Annotated in this window: 22 protein-coding genes; 12 read left to right on the forward strand and 10 right to left on the reverse strand. The window is 61.6% G+C overall.

Annotated features, from left to right (window positions below; all coding sequences use genetic code 11):
* The first annotated feature begins 204 nt into the window (after nt 1–204).
* The 8 genes from YA0848_RS04350 to YA0848_RS04385 all read left to right on the forward strand — a co-directional run bounded on the left by YA0848_RS04350 (nt 205) and on the right by YA0848_RS04385 (nt 7,909).
* Nucleotides 205–831: a DUF1120 domain-containing protein gene (locus tag YA0848_RS04350; protein WP_040267346.1), complete on the forward strand. Its 627-nt coding sequence runs from the start codon at nt 205–207 to the stop codon at nt 829–831.
* Nucleotides 832–876: 45 nt separating this feature from the next.
* Nucleotides 877–1,491: a DUF1120 domain-containing protein gene (locus YA0848_RS04355; protein WP_034096015.1), complete on the forward strand. Its 615-nt coding sequence runs from the start codon at nt 877–879 to the stop codon at nt 1,489–1,491.
* 32 nt (nt 1,492–1,523) lie between these two features.
* Entirely contained in the window at nt 1,524–2,144 is a 621-nt protein-coding gene (locus YA0848_RS04360) for a DUF1120 domain-containing protein (protein ID WP_034096014.1), read from the forward strand.
* 85 nt (nt 2,145–2,229) lie between these two features.
* Nucleotides 2,230–2,856, forward strand: coding sequence for a DUF1120 domain-containing protein (locus YA0848_RS04365; RefSeq protein WP_052448334.1), 627 nt, complete (start codon nt 2,230–2,232; stop codon nt 2,854–2,856).
* A gap of 19 nt (nt 2,857–2,875) precedes the next feature.
* Complete coding sequence (locus tag YA0848_RS04370) at nt 2,876–3,577, forward strand: fimbria/pilus chaperone family protein (RefSeq protein ID WP_034096013.1); 702 nt, start codon at nt 2,876–2,878, stop codon at nt 3,575–3,577.
* A gap of 92 nt (nt 3,578–3,669) precedes the next feature.
* Nucleotides 3,670–6,084 carry a fimbria/pilus outer membrane usher protein gene (locus tag YA0848_RS04375; protein ID WP_169902768.1) on the forward strand — a complete coding sequence of 805 codons (2,415 nt, stop codon included), beginning with the start codon at nt 3,670–3,672 and terminating at the stop codon, nt 6,082–6,084.
* Nucleotides 6,085–6,095: 11 nt separating this feature from the next.
* Complete coding sequence (locus tag YA0848_RS04380; protein ID WP_169902770.1) at nt 6,096–7,241, forward strand: DUF1120 domain-containing protein; 1,146 nt, start codon at nt 6,096–6,098, stop codon at nt 7,239–7,241.
* Nucleotides 7,242–7,258: 17 nt separating this feature from the next.
* Complete coding sequence (locus YA0848_RS04385) at nt 7,259–7,909, forward strand: DUF1120 domain-containing protein (RefSeq protein ID WP_034096012.1); 651 nt, start codon at nt 7,259–7,261, stop codon at nt 7,907–7,909.
* Here YA0848_RS04385 and YA0848_RS04390 read toward each other — a convergent pair.
* Entirely contained in the window at nt 7,906–9,171 is a 1,266-nt protein-coding gene (locus YA0848_RS04390) for a CynX/NimT family MFS transporter (protein WP_034111844.1), read from the reverse strand. The genes YA0848_RS04385 and YA0848_RS04390 overlap by 4 nt on opposite strands.
* Nucleotides 9,161–9,820 carry a FadR/GntR family transcriptional regulator gene (locus tag YA0848_RS04395; RefSeq protein ID WP_099312811.1) on the reverse strand — a complete coding sequence of 220 codons (660 nt, stop codon included), beginning with the start codon at nt 9,818–9,820 and terminating at the stop codon, nt 9,161–9,163. The genes YA0848_RS04390 and YA0848_RS04395 overlap by 11 nt, the downstream gene beginning before the upstream one ends.
* A gap of 158 nt (nt 9,821–9,978) precedes the next feature.
* Here YA0848_RS04395 and YA0848_RS04400 point away from each other — a divergent pair, with 158 nt between their 5' ends.
* Together YA0848_RS04400 and YA0848_RS04405 are read left to right on the forward strand one after the other, a co-directional pair.
* Entirely contained in the window at nt 9,979–10,290 is a 312-nt protein-coding gene (locus YA0848_RS04400) for a type II toxin-antitoxin system MqsR family toxin (RefSeq protein ID WP_169902772.1), read from the forward strand.
* Nucleotides 10,287–10,775 carry a type II toxin-antitoxin system MqsA family antitoxin gene (locus tag YA0848_RS04405; RefSeq protein ID WP_169902774.1) on the forward strand — a complete coding sequence of 163 codons (489 nt, stop codon included), beginning with the start codon at nt 10,287–10,289 and terminating at the stop codon, nt 10,773–10,775. The genes YA0848_RS04400 and YA0848_RS04405 overlap by 4 nt, the downstream gene beginning before the upstream one ends.
* 66 nt (nt 10,776–10,841) lie before the next feature.
* Here the strand turns inward: YA0848_RS04405 and YA0848_RS04410 are convergent, their stop codons facing one another.
* The 4 genes from YA0848_RS04410 to YA0848_RS04425 form a co-directional block, all read right to left on the reverse strand.
* Entirely contained in the window at nt 10,842–11,606 is a 765-nt protein-coding gene (locus tag YA0848_RS04410) for an amino acid ABC transporter ATP-binding protein (RefSeq protein ID WP_034096008.1), read from the reverse strand.
* An 11-nt stretch (nt 11,607–11,617) separates the two neighbouring features.
* Nucleotides 11,618–12,715 carry an amino acid ABC transporter permease gene (locus YA0848_RS04415; protein ID WP_034096007.1) on the reverse strand — a complete coding sequence of 366 codons (1,098 nt, stop codon included), beginning with the start codon at nt 12,713–12,715 and terminating at the stop codon, nt 11,618–11,620.
* A gap of 10 nt (nt 12,716–12,725) precedes the next feature.
* Complete coding sequence (locus tag YA0848_RS04420) at nt 12,726–13,907, reverse strand: amino acid ABC transporter permease (protein ID WP_099312812.1); 1,182 nt, start codon at nt 13,905–13,907, stop codon at nt 12,726–12,728.
* A gap of 72 nt (nt 13,908–13,979) precedes the next feature.
* Nucleotides 13,980–15,011 carry an amino acid ABC transporter substrate-binding protein gene (locus YA0848_RS04425; protein WP_034096005.1) on the reverse strand — a complete coding sequence of 344 codons (1,032 nt, stop codon included), beginning with the start codon at nt 15,009–15,011 and terminating at the stop codon, nt 13,980–13,982.
* A 347-nt stretch (nt 15,012–15,358) separates the two neighbouring features.
* On the opposite strand from YA0848_RS04425, the gene YA0848_RS04430 reads away from it, so the two are divergent.
* On the forward strand, nt 15,359–16,015 hold the full coding sequence (locus YA0848_RS04430; RefSeq protein ID WP_034096004.1) for an alpha/beta hydrolase: 657 nt from the start codon (nt 15,359–15,361) through the stop codon (nt 16,013–16,015).
* A gap of 96 nt (nt 16,016–16,111) precedes the next feature.
* A complete protein-coding gene (rhlB, locus tag YA0848_RS04435; protein WP_034096003.1) occupies nt 16,112–17,581 on the forward strand; it encodes an ATP-dependent RNA helicase RhlB in 1,470 nt (489 codons plus the stop codon).
* Between the two features lie 134 nt (nt 17,582–17,715).
* Here the strand turns inward: rhlB and moaE are convergent, their stop codons facing one another.
* The 4 genes from moaE to YA0848_RS04455 form a co-directional block, all read right to left on the reverse strand.
* Nucleotides 17,716–18,165, reverse strand: a complete 450-nt coding sequence (moaE, locus tag YA0848_RS04440) for a molybdopterin synthase catalytic subunit MoaE (protein ID WP_169902776.1) — start codon at nt 18,163–18,165, stop codon at nt 17,716–17,718.
* Nucleotides 18,166–18,167: 2 nt separating this feature from the next.
* On the reverse strand, nt 18,168–18,410 hold the full coding sequence (locus tag YA0848_RS04445; protein WP_034096001.1) for a MoaD/ThiS family protein: 243 nt from the start codon (nt 18,408–18,410) through the stop codon (nt 18,168–18,170).
* Nucleotides 18,407–18,880, reverse strand: a complete 474-nt coding sequence (moaC, locus tag YA0848_RS04450) for a cyclic pyranopterin monophosphate synthase MoaC (RefSeq protein ID WP_034096000.1) — start codon at nt 18,878–18,880, stop codon at nt 18,407–18,409. The genes YA0848_RS04445 and moaC overlap by 4 nt, the downstream gene beginning before the upstream one ends.
* Before the next feature lie 96 nt (nt 18,881–18,976).
* Nucleotides 18,977–20,371, reverse strand: a complete 1,395-nt coding sequence (locus YA0848_RS04455) for a PhoH family protein (RefSeq protein WP_024073562.1) — start codon at nt 20,369–20,371, stop codon at nt 18,977–18,979.
* Nucleotides 20,372–20,543 lie beyond the last annotated feature (172 nt).

A 20,543-nucleotide genomic window follows, 5' to 3' on the forward strand; every position in this document is an offset into this window, starting at 1 on the left:
TTCCTACATATTCGGCAAACCTATTCCGACAAGCATCCGACACACGTCTGCCGCTTGATCATTCTCGTAATAGTTGCATTCCCCCTCCTGTGCCCCGTCGCTAGATTGCACCCCACCCCGATCACAGGGAACGGACGACCGCACCGCGGCGCCTCGAAACCGACATGCTTGCCAACCACCGACTTTGTATTGGAACAACCTGAAATGAACACGTCGTTAAACCTGGTGGGTGCCGCCCTCTTGCTCGCCAGTGCCTCATCCGCGTTTGCGACCAGCTCCGTGGAGCTGACCGTCAAGGGCACCATCACCCCCAGCGCCTGCACGCCCAGCCTGCCTGGGGCCGTGGACTTTGGAAAAATCTCGGCCAAGGACCTGACCCCCGACAACCACACCGTGCTGGAAGTCAAAACCCTGCAACTGACGGTGAGTTGCGAAGCGCCGACGCTCTTTGCCATCCACCCCGTCGACAACCGGGTAGGCACCTCGACCCGCTCCGGGGCTTATGGCTTGGGGCTGGTGGACGGCACCACGGAGAAACTGGGCCGGTATTTCCTGTCGCTGCGCAACCCCGTGGCGGATATTCCGTCGACGTTGTTGGGGCAGTACACGACGGATCGATGGTCGCCCGTGGATGAGGACGAGGCGATCATCCCCGGCATGCTGGTGGCTTTCGGCAGCCTCGACGCCCAAATCGGCTGGCTACCCCATCCCCTGCAAAATGCCGCCGCAGAGTTCGTCTTCAACACCGCGATTGCCCCGGCAAACGACCTGACTCTGACCAACGATGTGGCATTGGACGGCTCCGCCACGCTGGAGCTGAAGTACCTGTAACCCACTCAACACTGCGTTGACCTCTCCCGAAAGGACTCTGTGCCCATGAAAGCCTTTGCTTACCGGCTCCTGCTGACACTGCTGTGTGTACCGCCGGCGTTCGCCGCCAGCTCCACCGACCTCGCCGTCAAGGGCAGCATCACCCCCAGCGCGTGTGCGCCATTGATGTCCGGCGGCAGCGAAATCGACTTCGGAAAAATGACCGCCAAGGACCTTAACTCGGATCACTACACCTCTTTGCCGGGCCAGTCCCTGCACCTGAGCGTGGTGTGTGAGGGGCCGACGTTTTTTACCTTAAATACCATCGACAACCGCGCTGGCACTTCCGCCAGCCCCAGACATTGGCATGGCCTGGGCATGACGCCCCATGACGAAAAACTCGGCGGCGTGGCCTTCCGCGTGCGCAACCCCGTGGCCGATGGCGCCGTGGTGAGGATGGTGATATCCAGCGACGGTGTGACCTGGAACCCCAGCGACATCCTGAGCTACGCATTCAAAAGTGCGGTCGCCAGCGATTCCGGCCAACTGGCGCCCATTGCGGTGAAGGACTTTAACGCCGATCTCAGATTATTCACGCGGGTTGCCCCCGCAGACGAGTTGACGCTGATCGATGAGGTGCCCATCGACGGTCACGTCACCGTACAACTCAACTACCTCTAACTGCCCATTGACTCGAAAGGAACTCGCTCCCGATGAAAAGCCTGCTCACTCCCCTCGCCACCGGCCTGTTGTTGCTCGGCTCTGCCGCCACTTATGCGGCGTCCACGGTCGACTTGACCGTCAAGGGCCTGATCGTACCCAGCGCCTGCACGCCGAGCCTGACCCGGGGCGGCGTCATCGATCACGGCAAGATTTCCGCCAAAGACCTGCGCCCGGACAACCCAACGCTGATCGGCACCCACACCATGACCATGGCGGTCATCTGCGATGCACCGATTCAATTTGCCCTGCATTCCGTCGACAACCGTGCCGGCTCATCGGCCTCTCCCGCCAATTACGGCCTGGGCCTGATAAACGGCACCCAGAAACTGGGTTGGTTTCTGCTGACCGTGCGCAACCCGGTCGCCGACGGCGCGCAGATGCAGTCGATTGTCTCCGGCGATGGCGGCAATACCTGGTACGGCGATAACGCCTGGGATGCCGGCCTGTACGTATCGATCGCCACCATGGCCGACCCTAGCCAGCCGGCCTCGGTCAAGGAACTGGTCACGGACCTGGAAGTGCAAACCGTGATCGCCCGTACCGATGGCCTGGACCTGAGCAACGAGGTCACCATCGACGGCTCCGCCACGCTTGAAGTGAAGTACCTGTAACCCTGGGTGCCCATGCCTGGCTGACGCGTGCGGCATGGGCTTTTTTTCGGATCTGCCGAGCTTGCCTCGGCCAATGGCGCAATCGATGAACACCTACCCCTGCACTGCGGTGATCGTGTTTTGGCTGACCAGCGCCGCTGCGGCCCACGCCGCATCGAAGGTGGATGTCACCGTGACCGGTCGGCTGACCCCGGACGCCTGCCTGGTGACGCTGTCCGACGAAGGCGTGATCGACCACGGCAAAATTCTTTCCCATACCCTCAGCGACGACGTGGTCACCGAGCTGCCCAGTCGCGTACTGCAACTGCATGTGCAGTGCGGCCGGCCGATGCTGTTCGCCCTGGTGGGGCTCGACAACCGAGCGCAATCCTCCCTGGACCCTGATGTGCTCTATGGCCTGGGCCGAAATATCCATGCCCCGGCCGAGCGCCTGGGCTCGGTGGCCCTGTCATATCGCAACCCGGTGGGAGACGCCCAAGTCTTGCAAGTGCTGGCCTCCGATGACAGCGGCGAAACCTGGCGCCCGGCGTCCGAAGCCTGGCCCAAAACCTATATCGGCTTTGCTCCGGTCGGGGATCGCCAGCCCGATTTCATCGGCCAGTTAAGCGCCCAACTCCAGATCGACACGTCCATCAACGCGACCCAGTACCTGACCCTGGATCAGGCGGTGCCGCTCGATGGCTCCGTGGTGCTGGACCTGCGCTACCTCTGACCTCTATGGAACCCCTTTCATGACCACAGTGCTCAACCCCGCAACCTGCCTTATGGCCCTGGCGCTGCTGCTCGGCGGCACGGGCGCACGGGCTGACGGCATGGTCCCTGACACCTCCGTGGTGATCGTTCACGAAGCCGAGGGCGAAGCCGCCGTGTCGGTCACCAACACCGACAGCCAACTGGCGCTGCTGCATGTCACGTTGCAAGACATCCCCGAAGACACCGAACCCTTGCTGGTGGTCACGCCGCCGCTGTCGCGGGTGGAGCCGTCCAAATCGCAACTGGTGCGCTTCATCCTGCAAAGCCAGCAACCGCTGCTCACCCAGCGCCTCAAACGCGCGATTTTCGAAGGCATGCCACAGGGCCGCCCCGCCACGCAAGCCGGGCATGCCCGGGTGGGTGTGACGGTACGCCAGAACCTGCCGGTGATCATTCATCCCAAGGGCTTGGCGCCCAATCGCACACCTTGGACTGAGCTGACGTGGTCACAGCATGGCAATACGTTGCAGGTGCGCAATACCAGCCCTTATGTGGTGCGCCTGGCCCAGGAGCTGCGCCTGCTGCCCGGCGACGGCAAGGCGATGTTGCCGCGCACCTATGTGTTGCCGGGGGAAACCCTGAGTGTGCCGGCCAGCGGTGGTCCGGCCACCAAGGTCCGGCTGCAACCGGCCACGGTGTACGGCTTTGCCGTGGCGGCATACGAAGCACCGATTACCTGACGAACAACCCCAGGCGGTTACCGCCTGCATCGAAGTGACGGCTCGATGACCGTCACCAGGACGCTCCAGCGTCCATCATTCGAGTGCCCTTTGTGAAAACAGTATTGAGTTACCGTGACGGCGCCACTGTGCCCGTCACTATCACGCTGCTGCTGGCCTGTACGCTGGCACCCTTGGCCGCCAGCGCCGATGCACGCCAAGGCTTCGATGCCACCACCCTGCGGCAACGCGGGATTGACCCGCACCTGGCCAGCCTGCTGCTGGAAGCTCCGCGCTTTGCCGCAGGGCGGCATGCCGTCAGCCTGCGGGTCAACGGCCAGCACCGCGGTCGGCTTGACGTCAACTTCGATCAACAAGGTGCCTTGTGCTTCGACCGTGCCTTGTTGGACGCCGCCAACCTGCGCTTACCTGACGACAGCGGCCCCTGCCACGACTTTCTCGCACAGTATCCCCAAAGCCTGGTGGAACCGGACCCAGCCACGCTCACGGTGGCGTTGGTGGTGCCGACCGAGGCGCTGCGCCCGCTACAACAGGATGTCTCGGGCTATGAAACCGGTGGCGTGGCCGGCCTGCTCAATTACGACCTGACCGGGTTCTATAACCGCTTCGGCGACAGCGACAGCCGCTTCGGCTCGGCCAACACCGAGGTCGGCTTCAATGCCGGCGACTGGATCGTACGCAGCCGTCAGGTGCAGACCTGGCAGGACGGCCTCTCGCGCAGTACGCACCTGGAGGCCTATGCCCAGCGCACCTTTGCCAGCCACCAGGCGGTGCTGCAGGCGGGGCAGGTCAACCTGTACAACCCGGTATTGCCCGGCGCGCAGATCACCGGTGTGCAGGTCCTGACCGAGCAGGCGCTGCAAGAGCAGAGTCAGGGCGCGACCATCGACGGTATCGCCAACAGCCCGGCCCAAGTCGAAGTGCGCCAGAACGGCACGTTGATTCACTCCACGGTAGTTCCCGCCGGGCCGTTTTCCTTGACGGGCGTGCGGCGCCTGAACTCGCGCTCCGACGTCGAGGTGACGGTCAAGGAAAGCAACGGTGGCGAACGGCGCTTTACCGTTCCGGCCGCCATGCTCGGCCTGGGGTTGCCGGCGCCGGGTTACTCGGTGTCGGCAGGGCGCGTGCGCAACATCGGCGATGCCCAGGGAGACGATCCCTGGGTGGTCAGCGCCGGTTGGACCGGTGCCGTACACCCGCAACTGTCGCTGGGCAGCGGCGTGCTGGCCGCCAGCGAATACCGCGCCGCCGGTGTGAGCCTGGGCTGGTTGCCGGGGTTGGACAGCCAGGTACAACTGGCCAGCCAAGTGGCCGACACGCATGCACGGGACCAGGTGCGCGGGGTGCAGACCGACCTGTCGTGGTCCCAGCGCCTGAACGATCAATGGTCGTTCAGCGTGGCCAACGCCTGGCGCACGCCGGGTTATCGCGAACTGGAGGAGGCCACCTACGAGGCCGAGACCACCCAGCAGCGCCGCTCGCGCTATCGCGACCAACAAAGCGCCAGCCTGGGTTGGGCGCATCCGTGGCTGGGTGCATTCAGTGCCGGGGTGTCGCGCTCCAGCAACTTCGACGGCGACAGCAGCAGCCGGGGCTTGGTGTCCTGGGGCACCAGCGTCAGCGGCGTGTCGTTATCGGCCAGTGCCGAGTGGCAGATGGGCGGGCGCCAACAGCAGGACAACGCGTTCTACTTCAACGTCAGCCTGCCCTTGGGGGATAACCGGCGCGTGCGGGCCTGGGTGCGCAATTCAGGGGGCGAGCACCGTACCGGCGTGGGGGTGAACGAGCAGATCGACGACCAACTGAGCTACCGCGTCAGCGCCGAACACGACACCCGCGACCAACAAGTGGAAACCACCCTCGGCCTTTCGGCCCTGCCCCGCTACAGCCAGCTGGATGTCAGTTACAGCCGCTCCGACGCCGAGCGTTCGAGCTATCAGGGCAGCGCTCGCGGTGGCGTGGTGGTGCATGGCGGCGGGGTCACGTTGTCACCCTATCCGGTGCGTGACACCTTTGCCTTGGTTTCGGTGGGCGACATCAGCGGCATCAAGCTCAGCACCCCCAGCGGCCCGGTCTGGACCGACTGGCAAGGCCAGGCCGTGGTCCCCCAGATCAGCCCCTATGGCCGCAGCCCGGTGGAAGTGCAAACCCGTTCGCTGCCGCGCAATGCCGATATCAATAACGGCCTGGCGATGCTCGCGGCCGGACGCGGCGCCGTGGACCGCGTGGAGTTCGGCGTGAGCCTGACCCGTCGCGTGCTGCTCACCGCCCGCACCGAACAGGGCGTGTTGCTGCCTCGCGGCGCCAGTGTCAGCACCGCCAACGGCGAGTTCGTGACCTTGGTTCAGGACGGCGGCCAGGTGTTTCTGCCCAATGTGCTGGCCTCGTCCGGCCTGTGGGTCAGTGCCCCCGGTTTGCCCCGTTGTCGCTTGCAGTTCGAGCTGCCGGATGAGGGCGATCCCGAGGTGTATTTCGAAACCGCCCCCGCGCGCTGTACCCCATCATGAGGACCGTAACCATGCCCCCTATTCGCCTGCTGCGGCAGTTGACGGCCGCATCGCTGCTCATCGTCGGCGCCACAGCCAACGCGTTGGCCAACGACGAGTGCCAGTTGACCCTCAGCGAATCGCTGCTGGACCTGGGCCTGATGAACCGCCTGGCGCAAACCGACAGCGCACCCCAGCGCCTGCTCGGCGAGCGCCGCTTGCGCCTGACCCTTGCGTGCCCGCAAGCGCAGGACCTGAGCGTGTTTTATCGCGCCCTCGCCGCCAGTGCCGAACGCCTGCAATTCACCGAACACGGCAGCTACGCGCTCGAACTCAGTGACGGCGTAATGGATGGCCGTTCGGTGGAGTTGGGCTTGATGCCCGTGGCCGGGCAACCGCCAGCCGTGGTTGGCCCGCGCTTGAAATGGCGCACTGGTCACCTGGTGGCCCCCGTGCAAGGCGGCGCGGTGGTACAGGGTAAAACCTTTTCCCTGCAACTGAGCCTCAGCGCCTGGGCCGACAGGGCCGCAACCTACGTGCGGGACGCCACCACCTGGGAGGTAAGCGGGACGTTCGAGGCCCAGCGCAGCGGTCGTTACCGTGAACTGACCCTGCGCGCGCACTTCGCGCCGGTGGCGTGCACGCCGCAGTTGTCCAACGGCGGCCTGGTGGATTACGGCACCTTGCTGGCCAAGGACCTGAGCGTCACAAACGAAACCCCGTTGCCCACCCGCACCCTGCAAATGACCGTCAGTTGCGACGCGCCCGTGCCCTTCGCCTTGCGCATGCACGACAACCGTGAAGGCTCGGCCACCGGCGGCACCGACGAGACCGCCTACGGCCTGGACCGCGACGGCAGCCAGAACAAGATCGGCCGCTTCTACGTGAACATCGACCCGGAAGACTTTTCCGCCGATGCCTACGGCGCGCTGTATCGCACCGACTCCACCAGCAACGGCGCCGCCTGGAGCAGCGCCAGTGCGCGGCAGATCCCCATCGCCGCCAACAGCTATATGGGCTTCACCCACCTGGCGGGCAGCACCCAAGGCCCGGTGGAGATCCAGCACCTGAGCGGCACGTTACGCATCAAGGCTTACCTGGCGCCGACCCAATCCCTGGATCTGCGTCAGGTGGTGCAGATCAACGGCTCCGGCACCCTCGAAATCATCTACCTCTAACTTCTGGAATTGACGCCATGAACGCTTATCCCATCGTTTTTTACAGCCTGCTGTTATTGACCGCCACGGCCCACACCCAGGCCGCCTCCAGCGTCGATCTGACGGTCAAAGGCGTGGTCACGCCCACCGCCTGCGACCCTCAGTTGTCCGGCGGCGGGCTGATCGACTACGGCAAGATGTCCCAGCAGGATCTGAACCTGGAGACCAGCACGCGGCTGCCGATCAAACACCTGCAAGTGAGCATCGCCTGCACGGCGCCAAGTCGTTTTGCGCTGCGCATGCGCGACAATCGCGAGGGCACCGCAACGGTCAACAGCGAGATTTACTATGGGCTCGGACTGGACAACAGCGGCAACCGGCTTGGGCTTTACTCGATGACCTTCGACCCCCGCAACACGCTGGTGGACAGCACCGTGACGGTGTACGGCACCGAGTCCACCACCGGCGGCCTGGCCTGGCGCACCGCCAACCTCAACCCCATTGATATCGGCGCCAATAGCTACCTGGGCTTTACCGCCAGGCAGGGCAGCACCGCCGGGCCTTCGGCGATCCAGGAGCTGATCAGCACGGTCAAGGTCCAAGCGGTGATCAACGCACGGCAGAACCTGGACCTGAGCACCGACACCCTGCTCGACGGCTCGGCGACTCTGGAAGTGATCTATCTCTAGCGTTTCTCGCTGGTGACCTGCACATAACGCGCACGCCCTGCGCCCAGGCCGGCAATGATCGCGCCCAGGCCGATCACCGCGAAAATCCAGCCGATGGCGCTCCAGCCGCCGGTCCAGTCGTGCACCAGGCCGACCGCAAACGGGCCGAGGGACGCCAGGGTATAGCCGAAACCCTGAGCCATGCTTGACAGGTTCGCGGCGACGTGGGCATCCCGCGAGCGCAGCACGATCAAGGTCAATGCCAGGCTGAAGGTGCCGCCCTGGCCCAGGCCGAGCAGGATCGCCCAGCCCCACAGACCGTCCAGCGGCGCATAGAGGCAACCGAACAACCCGCCGAGGGTCAGCAGCATCACCACCACGATCGCCAGGCGCTGGTCGCGGCCACGAGTGGCCAACCAGGGCGCGGCCAGCGAACTGATCAATTGCAGGATGATCGAGCCGGACAGCGCCAGCCCGGCCTCGGTGGCGCTGAGGCCGCGGCTGATCAGAATCGACGGCAGCCAGCCAAACACGATGTACGCCAGGGACGATTGCAGGCCCATGTACAAGGTCACCTGCCAGGCCAGCGGATCGCGTAACAAGCCTTTGACCTGATACGCGACGCGATGGGCGCCGTGTCGTTGCCCGACCTGGGGCCACCATACCAACGCCGCCACCACCGCCGGCACCATCCAGAAGCCCAGGCCCATGCTCCAGCGGTCGCCGAACACATGGCTCAGCGGCACTGTCGCCCCCGCCGCCAGCGCGGCGCCCAGGCACAACGCCATGGTGTACACGCCGGTCATGGCCCCGGCCTGGCGAGCGAAATCACGCTTGACGATGCCCGGCAGCAACACGCCGATAATGCCGATGCTCGCCCCGGCAATCAGGCTGCCGGCAAACAGCCCGACCTCACCGAATGCACTGCGCAGAATGATGCCACCGGCCAGTGTCAGCACGATCCCCAGCACCACGCGCTCGGCGCCGAATCGCCGCGCCAGGATCGGCGCCAATGGCGCAAACAGCCCCAGGCACAGCACGGGCAAAGTGGTCAGCAAACCGGCCTTGGCCGCCGACAAGCCCAGGCTGGCCGACACATCGCTGAGCAACGGCGCCATGCTCGACAACGCGGGGCGCAGGTTCAACGCCACCAGCACCAGGCCCAGCAGCAACAGCCACGGGCGGCTGACCTGCGGCGGGGTGTGCTGGACCTCGTCGTCATCGGCCTCGGCATCGATCAGCAGTTCTTCGAGTTCGGGTGTGCGTTGGGCTTCAGGGTTCATGGATCAACTGTCGGCAGAGGGATTTGGCGCGTTCCGGGTCTTGCTGCTCCACCGCTTCAAGCAAGGCGCTGTGCAGGTCGAACACCGCCTGGCGGCGTGGTGAAACACTGAGGGTCTGACGCAACTGGGCGCCGACGATGGCGGAAAAATACTGGTACAACTCGCTCAACGCCGGGTTGTGCGCGGCATCCACCAGGCGGGTGTGGAACACCAAGTCGGCGTGGATATAGGCCTCCAGGTCACCGTGATACAGCGCGGCGCTGGTGCGCAGGGCTTGATGCAACCCCTGCAGGTCTTGCTCGGTACGGCGTTGCGCCGCAAGACCAATGGCCTCCACTTCGAGGATCTGCCGGGTCTCCTGCGCCTGCGCCAAGGTGCAGTGGGACAACGCACGCATCGCCCCCAAAGGGTCAGTCATCGAGCGCAGATAACTGCCGTCTCCCTGGCGGATCTCAATCAACCCGGAAAACGCCAGCACCCGCATGGCTTCCCGCACGGTATTGCGGCTGATCCCCAGCTCGGCGGACAACTCCGGCTCGGTAGGCAAGCGCTCGCCGACAGCCCATACGCCCTGAGCGATGCGCAGGCGCAACTGTTCAAGGGCCTGGTCGACCAGCGAGCGTTTGATCAATGGGACGCTGTCTGTCATGGATTTCGCGCTTTCGTCCAATCATAGGATGAATTTTCCTACAGCCTATTAGGACTCAGCTACAAAGGCAACGCACTAGGGTTATCAGGCGGAAAACGAAGCAAGATTTTCGATTGGTAAAATTACCCTTAAAGGGTAATTATCAACTTAGGTGTCTTATGGAAAAGCACACACCTCATTTTGATTTAGCTCAAGTCAAGGAAGAGGTCATCCGGCTAGGTGCGCGCGCTTTCACCGCCAGCGCGCGAGAGGGAGGGCGGCAGCTGGAGTTGAGCCTCGGTCAGATGCGACTTGCCGTTTGCGCTCTGGAAGCTCGAATGTTGTACAAGTCAATGACGACATACGCAGACCATCGGATATGGCAGGACGTCTATCTGATCAAGATTTACGGCACGGAGATTTACATCAAAGTGACCTACCGTCCAAGCGGTGGGCCGCCGGTAATCTCCTTCAAGGAGAAAACTTCATGAGAACCCGACAATGCGTGAGCTGCGGCGCTGCTGAAGGCATGCAGCATTTCGAAGGTCGCACCTTCACGATCAATACCCGCGGCATGCTGCGCAAGATTCCTGATATCGCCGGCTGGGAATGCCAGGTCTGCCATGAAAGGGAGTTCGATATGGACACCGACAGTGCAGAGCGTTATTCCACTGCCAGTGATCAACTGTTGGTCGATGCGCGAAAAGTCATCGCCGCCGAAATAAAGCGAATTCGGCGCAAATTACATCTGACCCAAAAGGAGGCTGTGAGGCTGTTGATTGGCCGCGGCCACAACGCGTTTTCCCGGTACGAAAGGGCCGAGGTGTTTCCACCTGAGCCATTACTCATCCTGATGCGCTTGTTGGATAAACATCCCCACCTGTTGGCGGAGATAGAGACGCTCAACGGTGGCGAAGATCTTAACCGGCTGCTCATCGCCAAAGACGCGCAACAGCTTTCAGCTCAGGCGTCCTGACACGGTCGACAGGCAAAAATAAACCCGGCGCCAAGGCCGGGTTTATCTTCAAGCTTTACCGCAGGATCAATGCAGAATCTGGCTCAAGAACAACTTGGTCCGATCATTCTGCGGGTTGTCGAAGAAGTCATTCGGTGCCGCTTGTTCCACGATTTCGCCTTTGTCCATGAAGATCACGCGGTTGGCCACGGTACGGGCAAAGCCCATTTCGTGGGTCACGCAGAGCATGGTCATACCGTCTTCGGCCAGGCCGATCATGGTGTCGAGTACTTCTTTCACCATCTCTGGGTCCAGTGCCGAAGTCGGCTCATCGAACAGCATGATTTTCGGTTTCATGCACAGGGCACGGGCAATCGCCACACGCTGTTGCTGGCCGCCGGACAGTTGCCCCGGAAACTTGTGGGCCTGCTCCGGGATGCGCACGCGCTCCAGGTAGTGCATGGCGATTTCTTCGGCCTTGCGTTTGGGCATCTTGCGCACCCACATCGGCGCCAGCGTGCAGTTCTGCAGGATGGTCAGGTGCGGGAACAGGTTGAAGTGCTGGAACACCATGCCGACTTCGCGGCGGATCGCCTCGATCTGCTTGAGGTCGTTGGTCAGCTCCACGCCATCGACCACGATGCGGCCCTGCTGGTGCTCTTCCAGGCGGTTGAGGCAGCGGATGGTGGTGGACTTGCCGGAACCCGACGGGCCGCACAGGACGATACGCTCGCCCTGCTTGACGTTGAGGTTGATGTCTTTCAACACATGGAACTGGCCGTACCACTTGTTGACGCCCTGCATCTGGATAATGCCTTCAGGGCCCACAGGCTGTTTGATTGCTTCGCTCATCAAAAGAACTCCTAACGCTTGTGGCCTGTGTCGAGCTTGCGTTCCAGGTGCATGGAATAGCGCGACATACCAAAACAGAAAATCCAGAACACCAGGGCGGCGAACACGTAGCCTTCAGTGGCCATGCCCAGCCATTTAGGGTCGGCGGCGGCTTGCTTGACGCTGTTGAGCAGGTCGAACAGGCCGATGATGATCACCAGGCTGGTGTCCTTGAACAGCGCGATGAAGGTGTTGACGATCCCCGGAATCACCATCTTCAGGGCTTGCGGCAGAATCACCAGGCCCATGCTGCGCCAGTAGCCCAGGCCCATCGCTGCGGCCGCTTCGTACTGGCCTTTAGGGATGGCCTGCAAACCGCCACGCACCACTTCGGCCACATAGGCCGACTGGAACAGGATCACGCCGATCAGCGCCCGCAGCAACTTGTCGAAGTTCATGCCTTCGGGCAGGAACAACGGCAGCATTACCGAGGACATGAACAGCACGGTAATCAGCGGCACGCCGCGCCAGAATTCGATGAAGGTCACGCAGACCACACGAATCGCCGGCATGTTCGAACGCCGCCCCAAGGCCAGCACAATACCCAAGGGCAAGGCGCCGGCGATGCCGACGGTGGCGATGACCAGGGTCAGCATCAGGCCGCCCCATTGGCTGGTGGCCACGGTGGCCAGGCCAAATACACCGCCATGCAGCAGGAAGAAGGCGATGATCGGGTACAGCACCAGGAAGCTCAGCCCGTAGATTGCCTTGCGCGGGAAGCGCGAGATGAACAACGGTGCCACGCCGACGATGGCCAGCCACACGGTCAGGTCCACGCGCCAGCGCAGATCGCCGGGGTAGTAGCCATACATGAACTGCCCGAAACGCTGTTGGATGAACACCCAGCAGGCGCCCTCCTTCGTGCAGTCGGCGCGGGTGGTGCCAACCCAGTTAGCGTCCAGGATGGCCCAATGCAGGATCGGCGGCACCACCAGGTACACCAGGTAGATCGACAGCAGGGTCAGCAGTGTATTGAGCCAACTGGAAAACAGGTTGGCGCGCATCCATGCCATCGGCCCGAAGACTTTGCTCGGCGGCGGCATATCAGGTTTGAAAGTATGCGAACTCATGTGCGTTTCCTCACCGCTCGATCAGCGCAATGCGCTTGTTGTACCAGTTCATCAGCAGGGAAATGCTGATGCTGATCGCCAGGTACACGCTCATGGTGATGGCAATGACTTCGATCGCCTGGCCGGTCTGGTTGAGCACCGTGCCGGCAAACAGCGAAACCATTTCCGGGTAACCGATACCGGCGGCCAACGACGAGTTCTTCGCCAGGTTCAGGTATTGGCTGGTCAGCGGCGGAATGATCACCCGCAGGGCCTGCGGGATGATGACCTTGCGCAGCGTCGGACCGTTACGCAGGCCCAGGGAGCGAGCGGCTTCGGTCTGGCCATGGCTGACGGACTTGATGCCCGAGCGCACGATCTCGGCGATAAACGCTGCCGTGTACACCGTCAGTGCCAGGGTCAGCGCCAGCAGTTCGGGGATCAATACCCAGCCGCCGACAAAGTTGAAGCCTTGCAGCTTGGGCATTTCCCAGTGCAGCGGCACGCCGAAGATCAACGCGCACAGTGTCGGGATCACGATGAACAGCGCCAGGCCCGCCCAGAACTTATGGAACGGCACGCCCGTGGCTTCAAAGCGTTTATTGGCCCAGCGCGCCATCATCACGATTGCCACGATGGCCAGCACAATGCTCGCCAAGAACGGCCAGAAACCGTCAGCGGCCAGCGCCGCCGGCATGTTCAGGCCACGGCTACTGACAAAGAAGGTATCGCCGAAATTATGGCTGTTGCGCGGCCCTGGCATGGTCAGGAACACGGCGAAGTACCAGAACAGGATCTGCAACAACGGCGGGATGTTGCGGAAAACTTCCACGTATACCGTCGCCAGTTTGTTGATCATCCAGTTCGACGACAGGCGCGCCACGCCGATGATAAAGCCCAGCAAGGTGGCCAGAATCACGCCGATGAACGTCACCAGCAAGGTGTTGAGCAGGCCGATCACGAAGACCCGGGCGTAGCTGTCCGATTCGGTGTAATCGATCAAATGCTGCGCGATGCCGAAGCCGGCACTGCGTTCAAGAAAGTCGAAACCCGAGGTGATGCCCCGGTGCTGAAGGTTGGTCTGGGTATTGTTGAAGAGGTACCAGCCCAGCGAGACCACCGCCACAATCGTGATGATCTGGAAGAGCCACGCACGCACTTTGGGGTCGCTGAAGCTGAGCTTCTGCTTGGGTGCGCCGATTTGATTTTGCATGAAGTGCCCCGGAAAGAATGGAACAGAACATCACCCGGCGGTTGGCCCACCGGGTGACAGAACCATCAGCGATCAGCGCACAGGCGGTGCGTATTGAATGCCGCCGTTGTTCCACAGTGCGTTCAGGCCACGGTCGATTTCCAGCGGGGTGCTCTTGCCCAGGTTGCGCTCGAACACTTCACCGTAGTTACCGACTTGCTTGACGATCTGTACGACCCAGTCCTTCTTCACTTTCAGGTCTTTGCCGTATTCACCGTCAGCACCGAGCAGACGAGCTACGTCCGGGTTTTTGGTGGACTTGGCTTCAGCCTCGACGTTCTTGGAAGTGATACCGGCCTCTTCCGCGTTGAGCATGGCATAGCCTACCCAGCGCACGATGGCCAGCCACTCGTCGTCGCCGTTACGCACGACCGGGCCCAGTGGTTCCTTGGAAATGGTTTCCGGCAGTACCACGTAATCCTTCGGCGAGGCCAACTTGCTGCGCTGGGCGAACAGTTGGGACTTGTCGGAGGTCAGCACGTCGCAACGCCCGGATTCGAGCGACTTGGCGCTTTCGTCGGAGGTGTCGAAGGTGATCGGGGTGTATTTCAGACCGTTGCCACGGAAGTAGTCGGAAACGTTCAGCTCGGTGGTGGTACCGGCCTGGATGCAGATGGTTGCACCGTCCAGTTCCTTGGCGCTTTTGACGCCCAGCTTGTTGTTAACCAGGAAGCCGATGCCATCGTAGTAGGTAATGAAACCCGGGAATTTCAGGCCCATGCCCGCATCGCGGGAGCTGGTCATGGTGGTGTTACGGGACAGAATGTCGACTTCGCCCGATTGCAGCGCGGTGAAACGCTCTTTGGCATTCAACTGGCTGAATTTGACCTTGGTGGCGTCACCGAAGACGGCAGCCGCCACAGCGCGGCATACGTCAGCGTCGATCCCCAGGATCTTGCCGCTGGCATCCGGTACCGAGAAACCCGGCAAGCCGTCACTCACGCCACACTGTACAAAGCCTTTCTTCTGCACAGCGTCCAGGGTTGCGCCGGCTTGGGCGAAACCGCTGACACCCAGTACAGCGGCCGCGCATACGATGGCCAGGGTGGATTTCAATACCTTCATTCAAACCTCCAGTTTTGCTCTTGTTGTGTCGGAGCTCGAATCCCAGCGCACCCTTATGAGGCGATATTGACCCGTGTTGGCTTTTTTTAGGGTCAAGCGGCATGGGACTGTCGCATTAATTCCAGCGGCTATCTCCCAAGCGGCACTCACTGATAGTGTTACCGACCGAGGATAGTTCTGACATCGACCTACACATAGCAAGCGCCGTACCAGAGTGACGGCTGAGTCGTTTCAGCCCAGGTTCAAGTGTAAAAGATTCAACGTTGCGACATCTTGTTAACAAATCAACCCGCTGCGCACCGTTCCGACGCACCCAATCGGAGCGAGCGCACGTTTATGGAGCGAACATGACCGACCCCCTTATTCTTCAGCCCGCCAAGCCTGCCGATGCCTGTGTTATCTGGCTGCATGGCCTGGGTGCCGATCGCTATGACTTCATGCCCGTAGCCGAAGCCCTACAGGAAGATCTGCTGTCCACCCGATTCGTCTTGCCCCAGGCACCGATCCGTCCGGTAACGATCAACGGCGGTTACGAGATGCCCAGCTGGTACGACATAACGGCCATGAGCCCCGCCCGCTCCATCAGCCTGGAAGAGCTGGAAATTTCGGCGCAAACCGTAATGGATTTGATCGAAGCGCAAAAAAGAACCGGGATAGACGCGTCGCGAATTTTCCTCGCGGGGTTCTCCCAAGGCGGCGCCGTGGTTTACCACACCGCTTTTCTGAAGTGGCAGGGACCGCTGGGTGGCGTGATCGCCCTCTCCACCTATGCCCCCACGTTCAGCGATGAGCTGGAGTTATCCGCCAGTCAACAGCGCATTCCGACCCTTTGCCTGCACGGCCAGTACGACGACGTGGTGCAGAACGCCATGGGTCGTACAGCAATGGAGTACTTGAAGCACCATGGTGTCACCGTGACATGGCAGGAATACCCAATGGGACACGAAGTGTTACCTGAAGAGATACAAGACATTGGGCAATGGCTGAGCGACCGCCTGCGCTGAAACCCTGGCTTTATGTAGCCGTATGACAGACGCACTACGCCGCGCCCGAATCTTGCATTACACTGGCCGGCGTATATTCCTTAACCAATTAATGAGATCACCGTGCTCAAAGCACTCAAGAAGATGTTCGGCAAAAGCGAGGCTGAGCCGCTCGCGCCTGTTCCCAGCGCCCCTGTCCCGACGCCCGGCAGCCGCAATGACGGTCAACAGCCCGGCCGGACCGCACCTGTGGCCCCGCCCAGGAAGCCATCGGTGACCGCGCCCGAACAGACTGCACCGGCTGAGGCCACGCCAGCCCCGCAAGCCAAAGCACCGCGCCGTCAACGTGCGCCCAAACCGCCGGTCACCCCATGGAAACTCGAAGACTTCGTCGTCGAGCCCCAGGAAGGCAAGACCCGCTTCCATGACTTCAAGCTGGCTCCGGAACTGATGCACGCCATCCAGGACCTGGGCTTCCCGTACTGCACGCCGATCCAGGCGCAGGTGCTGGGCTTTACCCTGGCCGGCAAAGACGCCATCGGCCGCGCGCAGACCGGCACCGGCAAGACCGCCGCATTCCTGATCTCGATCATTACCCAACTGCTGCAAACGCCGCCGCCCAAAGAACGTTACATGGGCGAACCGCGCGCGCTGATCATCGCGCCAACCCGCGAGTTGGTGGTACAGATCGCCAAGGACGCCGCCGACCTGACCAAGTACACCGGCCTCAACGTCATGACGTTCGTAGGCGGCATGGACTTCGACAAGCAGCTCAAGTACCTCGAAGCCCGCCACTGCGACATCCTGGTTGCCACCCCGGGTCGCCTGCTGGACTTCAACCAGCGCGGCGACGTGCACTTGGACATGGTCGAAGTGATGGTGCTGGACGAGGCCGACCGCATGCTCGACATGGGCTTTATCCCACAGGTACGCCAGATCATTCGCCAGACCCCGCCGAAAAGCGAGCGTCAGACCCTGCTGTTCTCCGCGACCTTCACCGAAGACGTGATGAACCTTGCCAAGCAATGGACCACCGACCCATCGATCGTGGAGATCGAAGCGGAAAACGTCGCCAGCGAAAACGTCGAGCAGCATATCTACGCCGTGGCCGGTGCCGACAAATACAAACTGCTCTACAACCTGGTCAACGACAACGGTTGGGAGCGGGTGATGGTGTTCGCCAACCGCAAGGACGAAGTGCGCCGCATCGAAGAACGCCTGGTGCGTGACGGCGTGAACGCCGCGCAACTGTCCGGCGACGTGCCTCAGCACAAGCGCATCAAGACCCTGGAAGGTTTCCGCGAAGGCAAGATTCGCGTGCTGGTGGCCACCGACGTGGCAGGCCGCGGGATTCACATCGACGGCATCAGCCATGTGATCAACTTCACTCTGCCGGAAGTGCCGGACGACTATGTACACCGCATCGGCCGTACTGGCCGCGCCGGTGCGGCGGGTGTGTCGATCAGCTTTGCCGGGGAAGATGACTCGTATCAGTTGCCGTCGATCGAAGCGCTGCTGGGGCGCAAGATCAGCTGCGAGACACCGCCGACGCATCTATTGCGGGCCGTAGAGCGCAAACGCCCGTAAGCTGAAATGCGATAAAAAGTGGGAGGGGGCTTGCCCCCGATAGCTATGGCACATTCAACACCTCTGTTGACTGACACACTGCTATCGGGGGCGAGCCCCCTCCCACATTTAATTTCAGCTGATTTTTGACCGTACTACTTCCAGCGATCCGCCGCAGTGTGGTCGCTGTCTCGCCCTTCCACCCAGCGCGCACCTTCCGGGGTGTTTTCCTTCTTCCAGAACGGCGCACGGGTCTTCAGATAGTCCATCACAAACGCACAGGCGTCGAACGCCGCCTGGCGATGGGCACTGGCAGCCGCGACGAACACAATCGGCTCGCCCGGCTCCAGGGCGCCGACGCGGTGCAGCACTTCCAGTTTGAGCAATGGCCAGCGCTGCTCGGCTTCGGCGGTGATCTTGGCCAGGGCCTTTTCGGTCATGCCCTGATAATGTTCGAGGAACATGCCAGACACATCGCGCCCATCGTTGAAGTCGCGCACGTAGCCAACAAAGCTCACCACCGCGCCCACGCCTACATTCGCGGCGTGCATGGCATTGACTTGCGCACCCGGATCAAAGGCCTCCACCTGCACACGAATGGCCACGTTCAGCCTCCGGTCACGGGCGGAAAAAACGCCACGTCATCACCGGCCAAGACCGGTTCGTCCAGATCACACAACTCCTCGTTGCGCGCGCACATCAGGCTCGCCTCGTTAAGTACGGCGAACTCGGGGTCGCTGGCCAAGGCCAGGCGCACGGCATCCACGGTGGCAAACTCGCCTTCCATCTCCAGCGAATCGAAGCCCACCGCCTCGGCGTAACGCGCAAAAAACAATACGTTGATGCTCATGCCTGGTCTGCCTTGAAATGCCCGCTCTTGCCGCCGAGTTTTTCCAGCAGGCGAATGTTTTCGATGGTCATGCCGCGATCCACCGCCTTACACATATCGTAAATGGTCAGTGCGGCGACGCTGGCGGCGGTCAACGCTTCCATCTCCACGCCGGTCTGCCCCGAGAGCTTGCAGCGCGCGACGATATGTACGGTATTTTCCCCTTCAGCGGCCAGCTCGACCTTGACGCCCGTCAGCATCAGCGGATGGCACAGGGGAATCAGATCACTGGTCTTTTTGGCCGCCTGGATCCCGGCGATACGGGCCACGGCGAACACGTCGCCCTTGGGGTGGGCACCGTCGACAATCATTTTGAGGGTCTCGGGCAGCATGCGCACCCGCGCTTCGGCCACCGCCTCACGGAACGTCACGGACTTGTCGGTGACGTCGACCATATGGGCGCGACCTTGGGAATCGAGATGAGTCAGCACGAGGCCTCCTTGAGGCAGCAAAAAAGCTAAAAGCTGCAAGCGGCAGGTCAAAAGCTCACCGGACCCACTTGCAGCTTGTAGCTTAAAGCTTGCGACTCAGAGATGCGACTCTGCGTATTCCGCCAGAATCGAGCGAGGCACCCCTTGCAGCGCGATATGCACGCCGTTCGGGAAATCCTTGAAGCGTTCGGTCAGGTAGGTCAGCCCGGAACTGGTCGCGGACAGGTAAGGAGTGTCGATCTGTGCCAGGTTGCCCAGGCACACCACTTTGGAACCGGCGCCGGCACGGGTGATGATGGTTTTCATCTGGTGCGGTGTCAGGTTCTGGCATTCGTCGATCAGGATCAGGCTCTGCTGGAAGCTGCGACCTCGGATGTAGTTGAGGGATTTGAACTGCAACGGCACTTTGCTGAGGATGTAGTCGACGCTGCCATGGGTGTTTTCGTCATCCATGTGCAAGGCTTCGAGGTTGTCGGTGATCGCCCCCAGCCACGGTTCCATTTTTTCCGCTTCGGTGCCGGGCAGGAAGCCGATTTCCTGGTCCAGGCCCTGCACGCTGCGGGTGGCGATGATGCGGCGATAGCGCTTGGTGACCATGGTCTGTTCGATGGCGGCCGCCAGGGCCAGGATGGTTTTACCGGAACCGGCGGCACCGGTCAGGTTCACCAGATGGATATCCGGATCCAACAGCGCATACAGCGCCAGGCTTTGGTAGATATCACGCGGTTTCAGGCCCCAGGCTTCCTGGTGCAACAGGGGTTCCTGATGCAGGTCGAGGATCAGCAGCTTGTCGACCTGGATCTCTTTGATCCAGCCCACGAAGCCCTGTTCGTCGATGATGAATTCATTGATATGCACCGCCGGCAGGTTGTCGATCAGTTGTACCTGATGCCAGGTGCGGCCATGGTCCTGACGGGTTTCCACCTTGCTGACACGGTCCCAGAACGAACCGGTCATGGTGTGATACCCACGGGATAGCATCGAAACGTCGTCGACCAGTTGGTCGGTGCTGTAGTCCTCGGCCGCGATCCCACATGCGCGAGCCTTGAGGCGCATATTGATGTCTTTGGTCACCAGCACCAGACGCAGGTCCTTGTCACGCGCGTGCAGGTCGATCAATTGGTTGATGATTTTGTTGTCGTTCAGGTTTTCCGGCAGCAGGCTGTTGGGCTCGCTGCGCTTGCTCATCAGAATCGACAGCAAGCCCTTGGGTCCGCTCTTGCCGCGCTGGATCGGCACACCGACTTCAACATCTTCAGGCGAGGCCTCGCCCAGGGTCTTGTCGATCAGGCGGATGGCCTGGCGACATTCGGCGGCAACGCTGTGGTGGCCGCTTTTGAGTTTGTCGAGCTCCTCAAGCACGATCATCGGGATGGCGACGTGGTGTTCTTCGAAATTGAGCAGTGCGTTTGGATCGTGGATCAATACATTCGTATCAAGCACATAAAGGATTGGCTGGTCGGAAGAAGGGTTACGTCCATGATCATCCATACTCGGTCACCTTTTGTGGGAGCCAGTCGACGCAATACCTGGGCGGTGCTGCGCCTCGATTCGACCACCGAATGCACCTGAGTGACGTCAAGTGCATGCCCACATGAGGAGTCTTGGAAGACGCCACCTGTGCTGCAGGTTTCGGCGATCTGACTTCGTAATACCGCAAAAC

This window comes from Pseudomonas sp. S4_EA_1b, from assembly GCF_016307435.1.
Lineage (GTDB): Bacteria > Pseudomonadota > Gammaproteobacteria > Pseudomonadales > Pseudomonadaceae > Aquipseudomonas > Aquipseudomonas rhodesiae.

Bases quoted from the DNA above. Each gene is read 5' to 3' on its own strand.
- YA0848_RS04350 (WP_040267346.1), top strand. From the start codon at position 205: ATGAACACGTCGTTAAACCTGGTGGGTGCCGCCCTCTTGCTCGCCAGT.
- YA0848_RS04355 (WP_034096015.1), top strand. From the start codon at position 877: ATGAAAGCCTTTGCTTACCGGCTCCTGCTGACACTGCTGTGTGTACCG.
- YA0848_RS04360 (WP_034096014.1), top strand. From the start codon at position 1,524: ATGAAAAGCCTGCTCACTCCCCTCGCCACCGGCCTGTTGTTGCTCGGC.
- YA0848_RS04365 (WP_052448334.1), top strand. From the start codon at position 2,230: ATGAACACCTACCCCTGCACTGCGGTGATCGTGTTTTGGCTGACCAGC.
- YA0848_RS04370 (WP_034096013.1), top strand. From the start codon at position 2,876: ATGACCACAGTGCTCAACCCCGCAACCTGCCTTATGGCCCTGGCGCTG.
- YA0848_RS04380 (WP_169902770.1), top strand. From the start codon at position 6,096: ATGCCCCCTATTCGCCTGCTGCGGCAGTTGACGGCCGCATCGCTGCTC.
- YA0848_RS04385 (WP_034096012.1), top strand. From the start codon at position 7,259: ATGAACGCTTATCCCATCGTTTTTTACAGCCTGCTGTTATTGACCGCC.
- YA0848_RS04390 (WP_034111844.1), bottom strand. From the start codon at position 9,171: ATGAACCCTGAAGCCCAACGCACACCCGAACTCGAAGAACTGCTGATC.
- YA0848_RS04395 (WP_099312811.1), bottom strand. From the start codon at position 9,820: ATGACAGACAGCGTCCCATTGATCAAACGCTCGCTGGTCGACCAGGCC.
- YA0848_RS04400 (WP_169902772.1), top strand. From the start codon at position 9,979: ATGGAAAAGCACACACCTCATTTTGATTTAGCTCAAGTCAAGGAAGAG.
- YA0848_RS04405 (WP_169902774.1), top strand. From the start codon at position 10,287: ATGAGAACCCGACAATGCGTGAGCTGCGGCGCTGCTGAAGGCATGCAG.
- YA0848_RS04410 (WP_034096008.1), bottom strand. From the start codon at position 11,606: ATGAGCGAAGCAATCAAACAGCCTGTGGGCCCTGAAGGCATTATCCAG.
- YA0848_RS04415 (WP_034096007.1), bottom strand. From the start codon at position 12,715: ATGAGTTCGCATACTTTCAAACCTGATATGCCGCCGCCGAGCAAAGTC.
- YA0848_RS04420 (WP_099312812.1), bottom strand. From the start codon at position 13,907: ATGCAAAATCAAATCGGCGCACCCAAGCAGAAGCTCAGCTTCAGCGAC.
- YA0848_RS04425 (WP_034096005.1), bottom strand. From the start codon at position 15,011: ATGAAGGTATTGAAATCCACCCTGGCCATCGTATGCGCGGCCGCTGTA.
- YA0848_RS04430 (WP_034096004.1), top strand. From the start codon at position 15,359: ATGACCGACCCCCTTATTCTTCAGCCCGCCAAGCCTGCCGATGCCTGT.
- YA0848_RS04445 (WP_034096001.1), bottom strand. From the start codon at position 18,410: ATGAGCATCAACGTATTGTTTTTTGCGCGTTACGCCGAGGCGGTGGGC.
- YA0848_RS04455 (WP_024073562.1), bottom strand. From the start codon at position 20,371: ATGGATGATCATGGACGTAACCCTTCTTCCGACCAGCCAATCCTTTAT.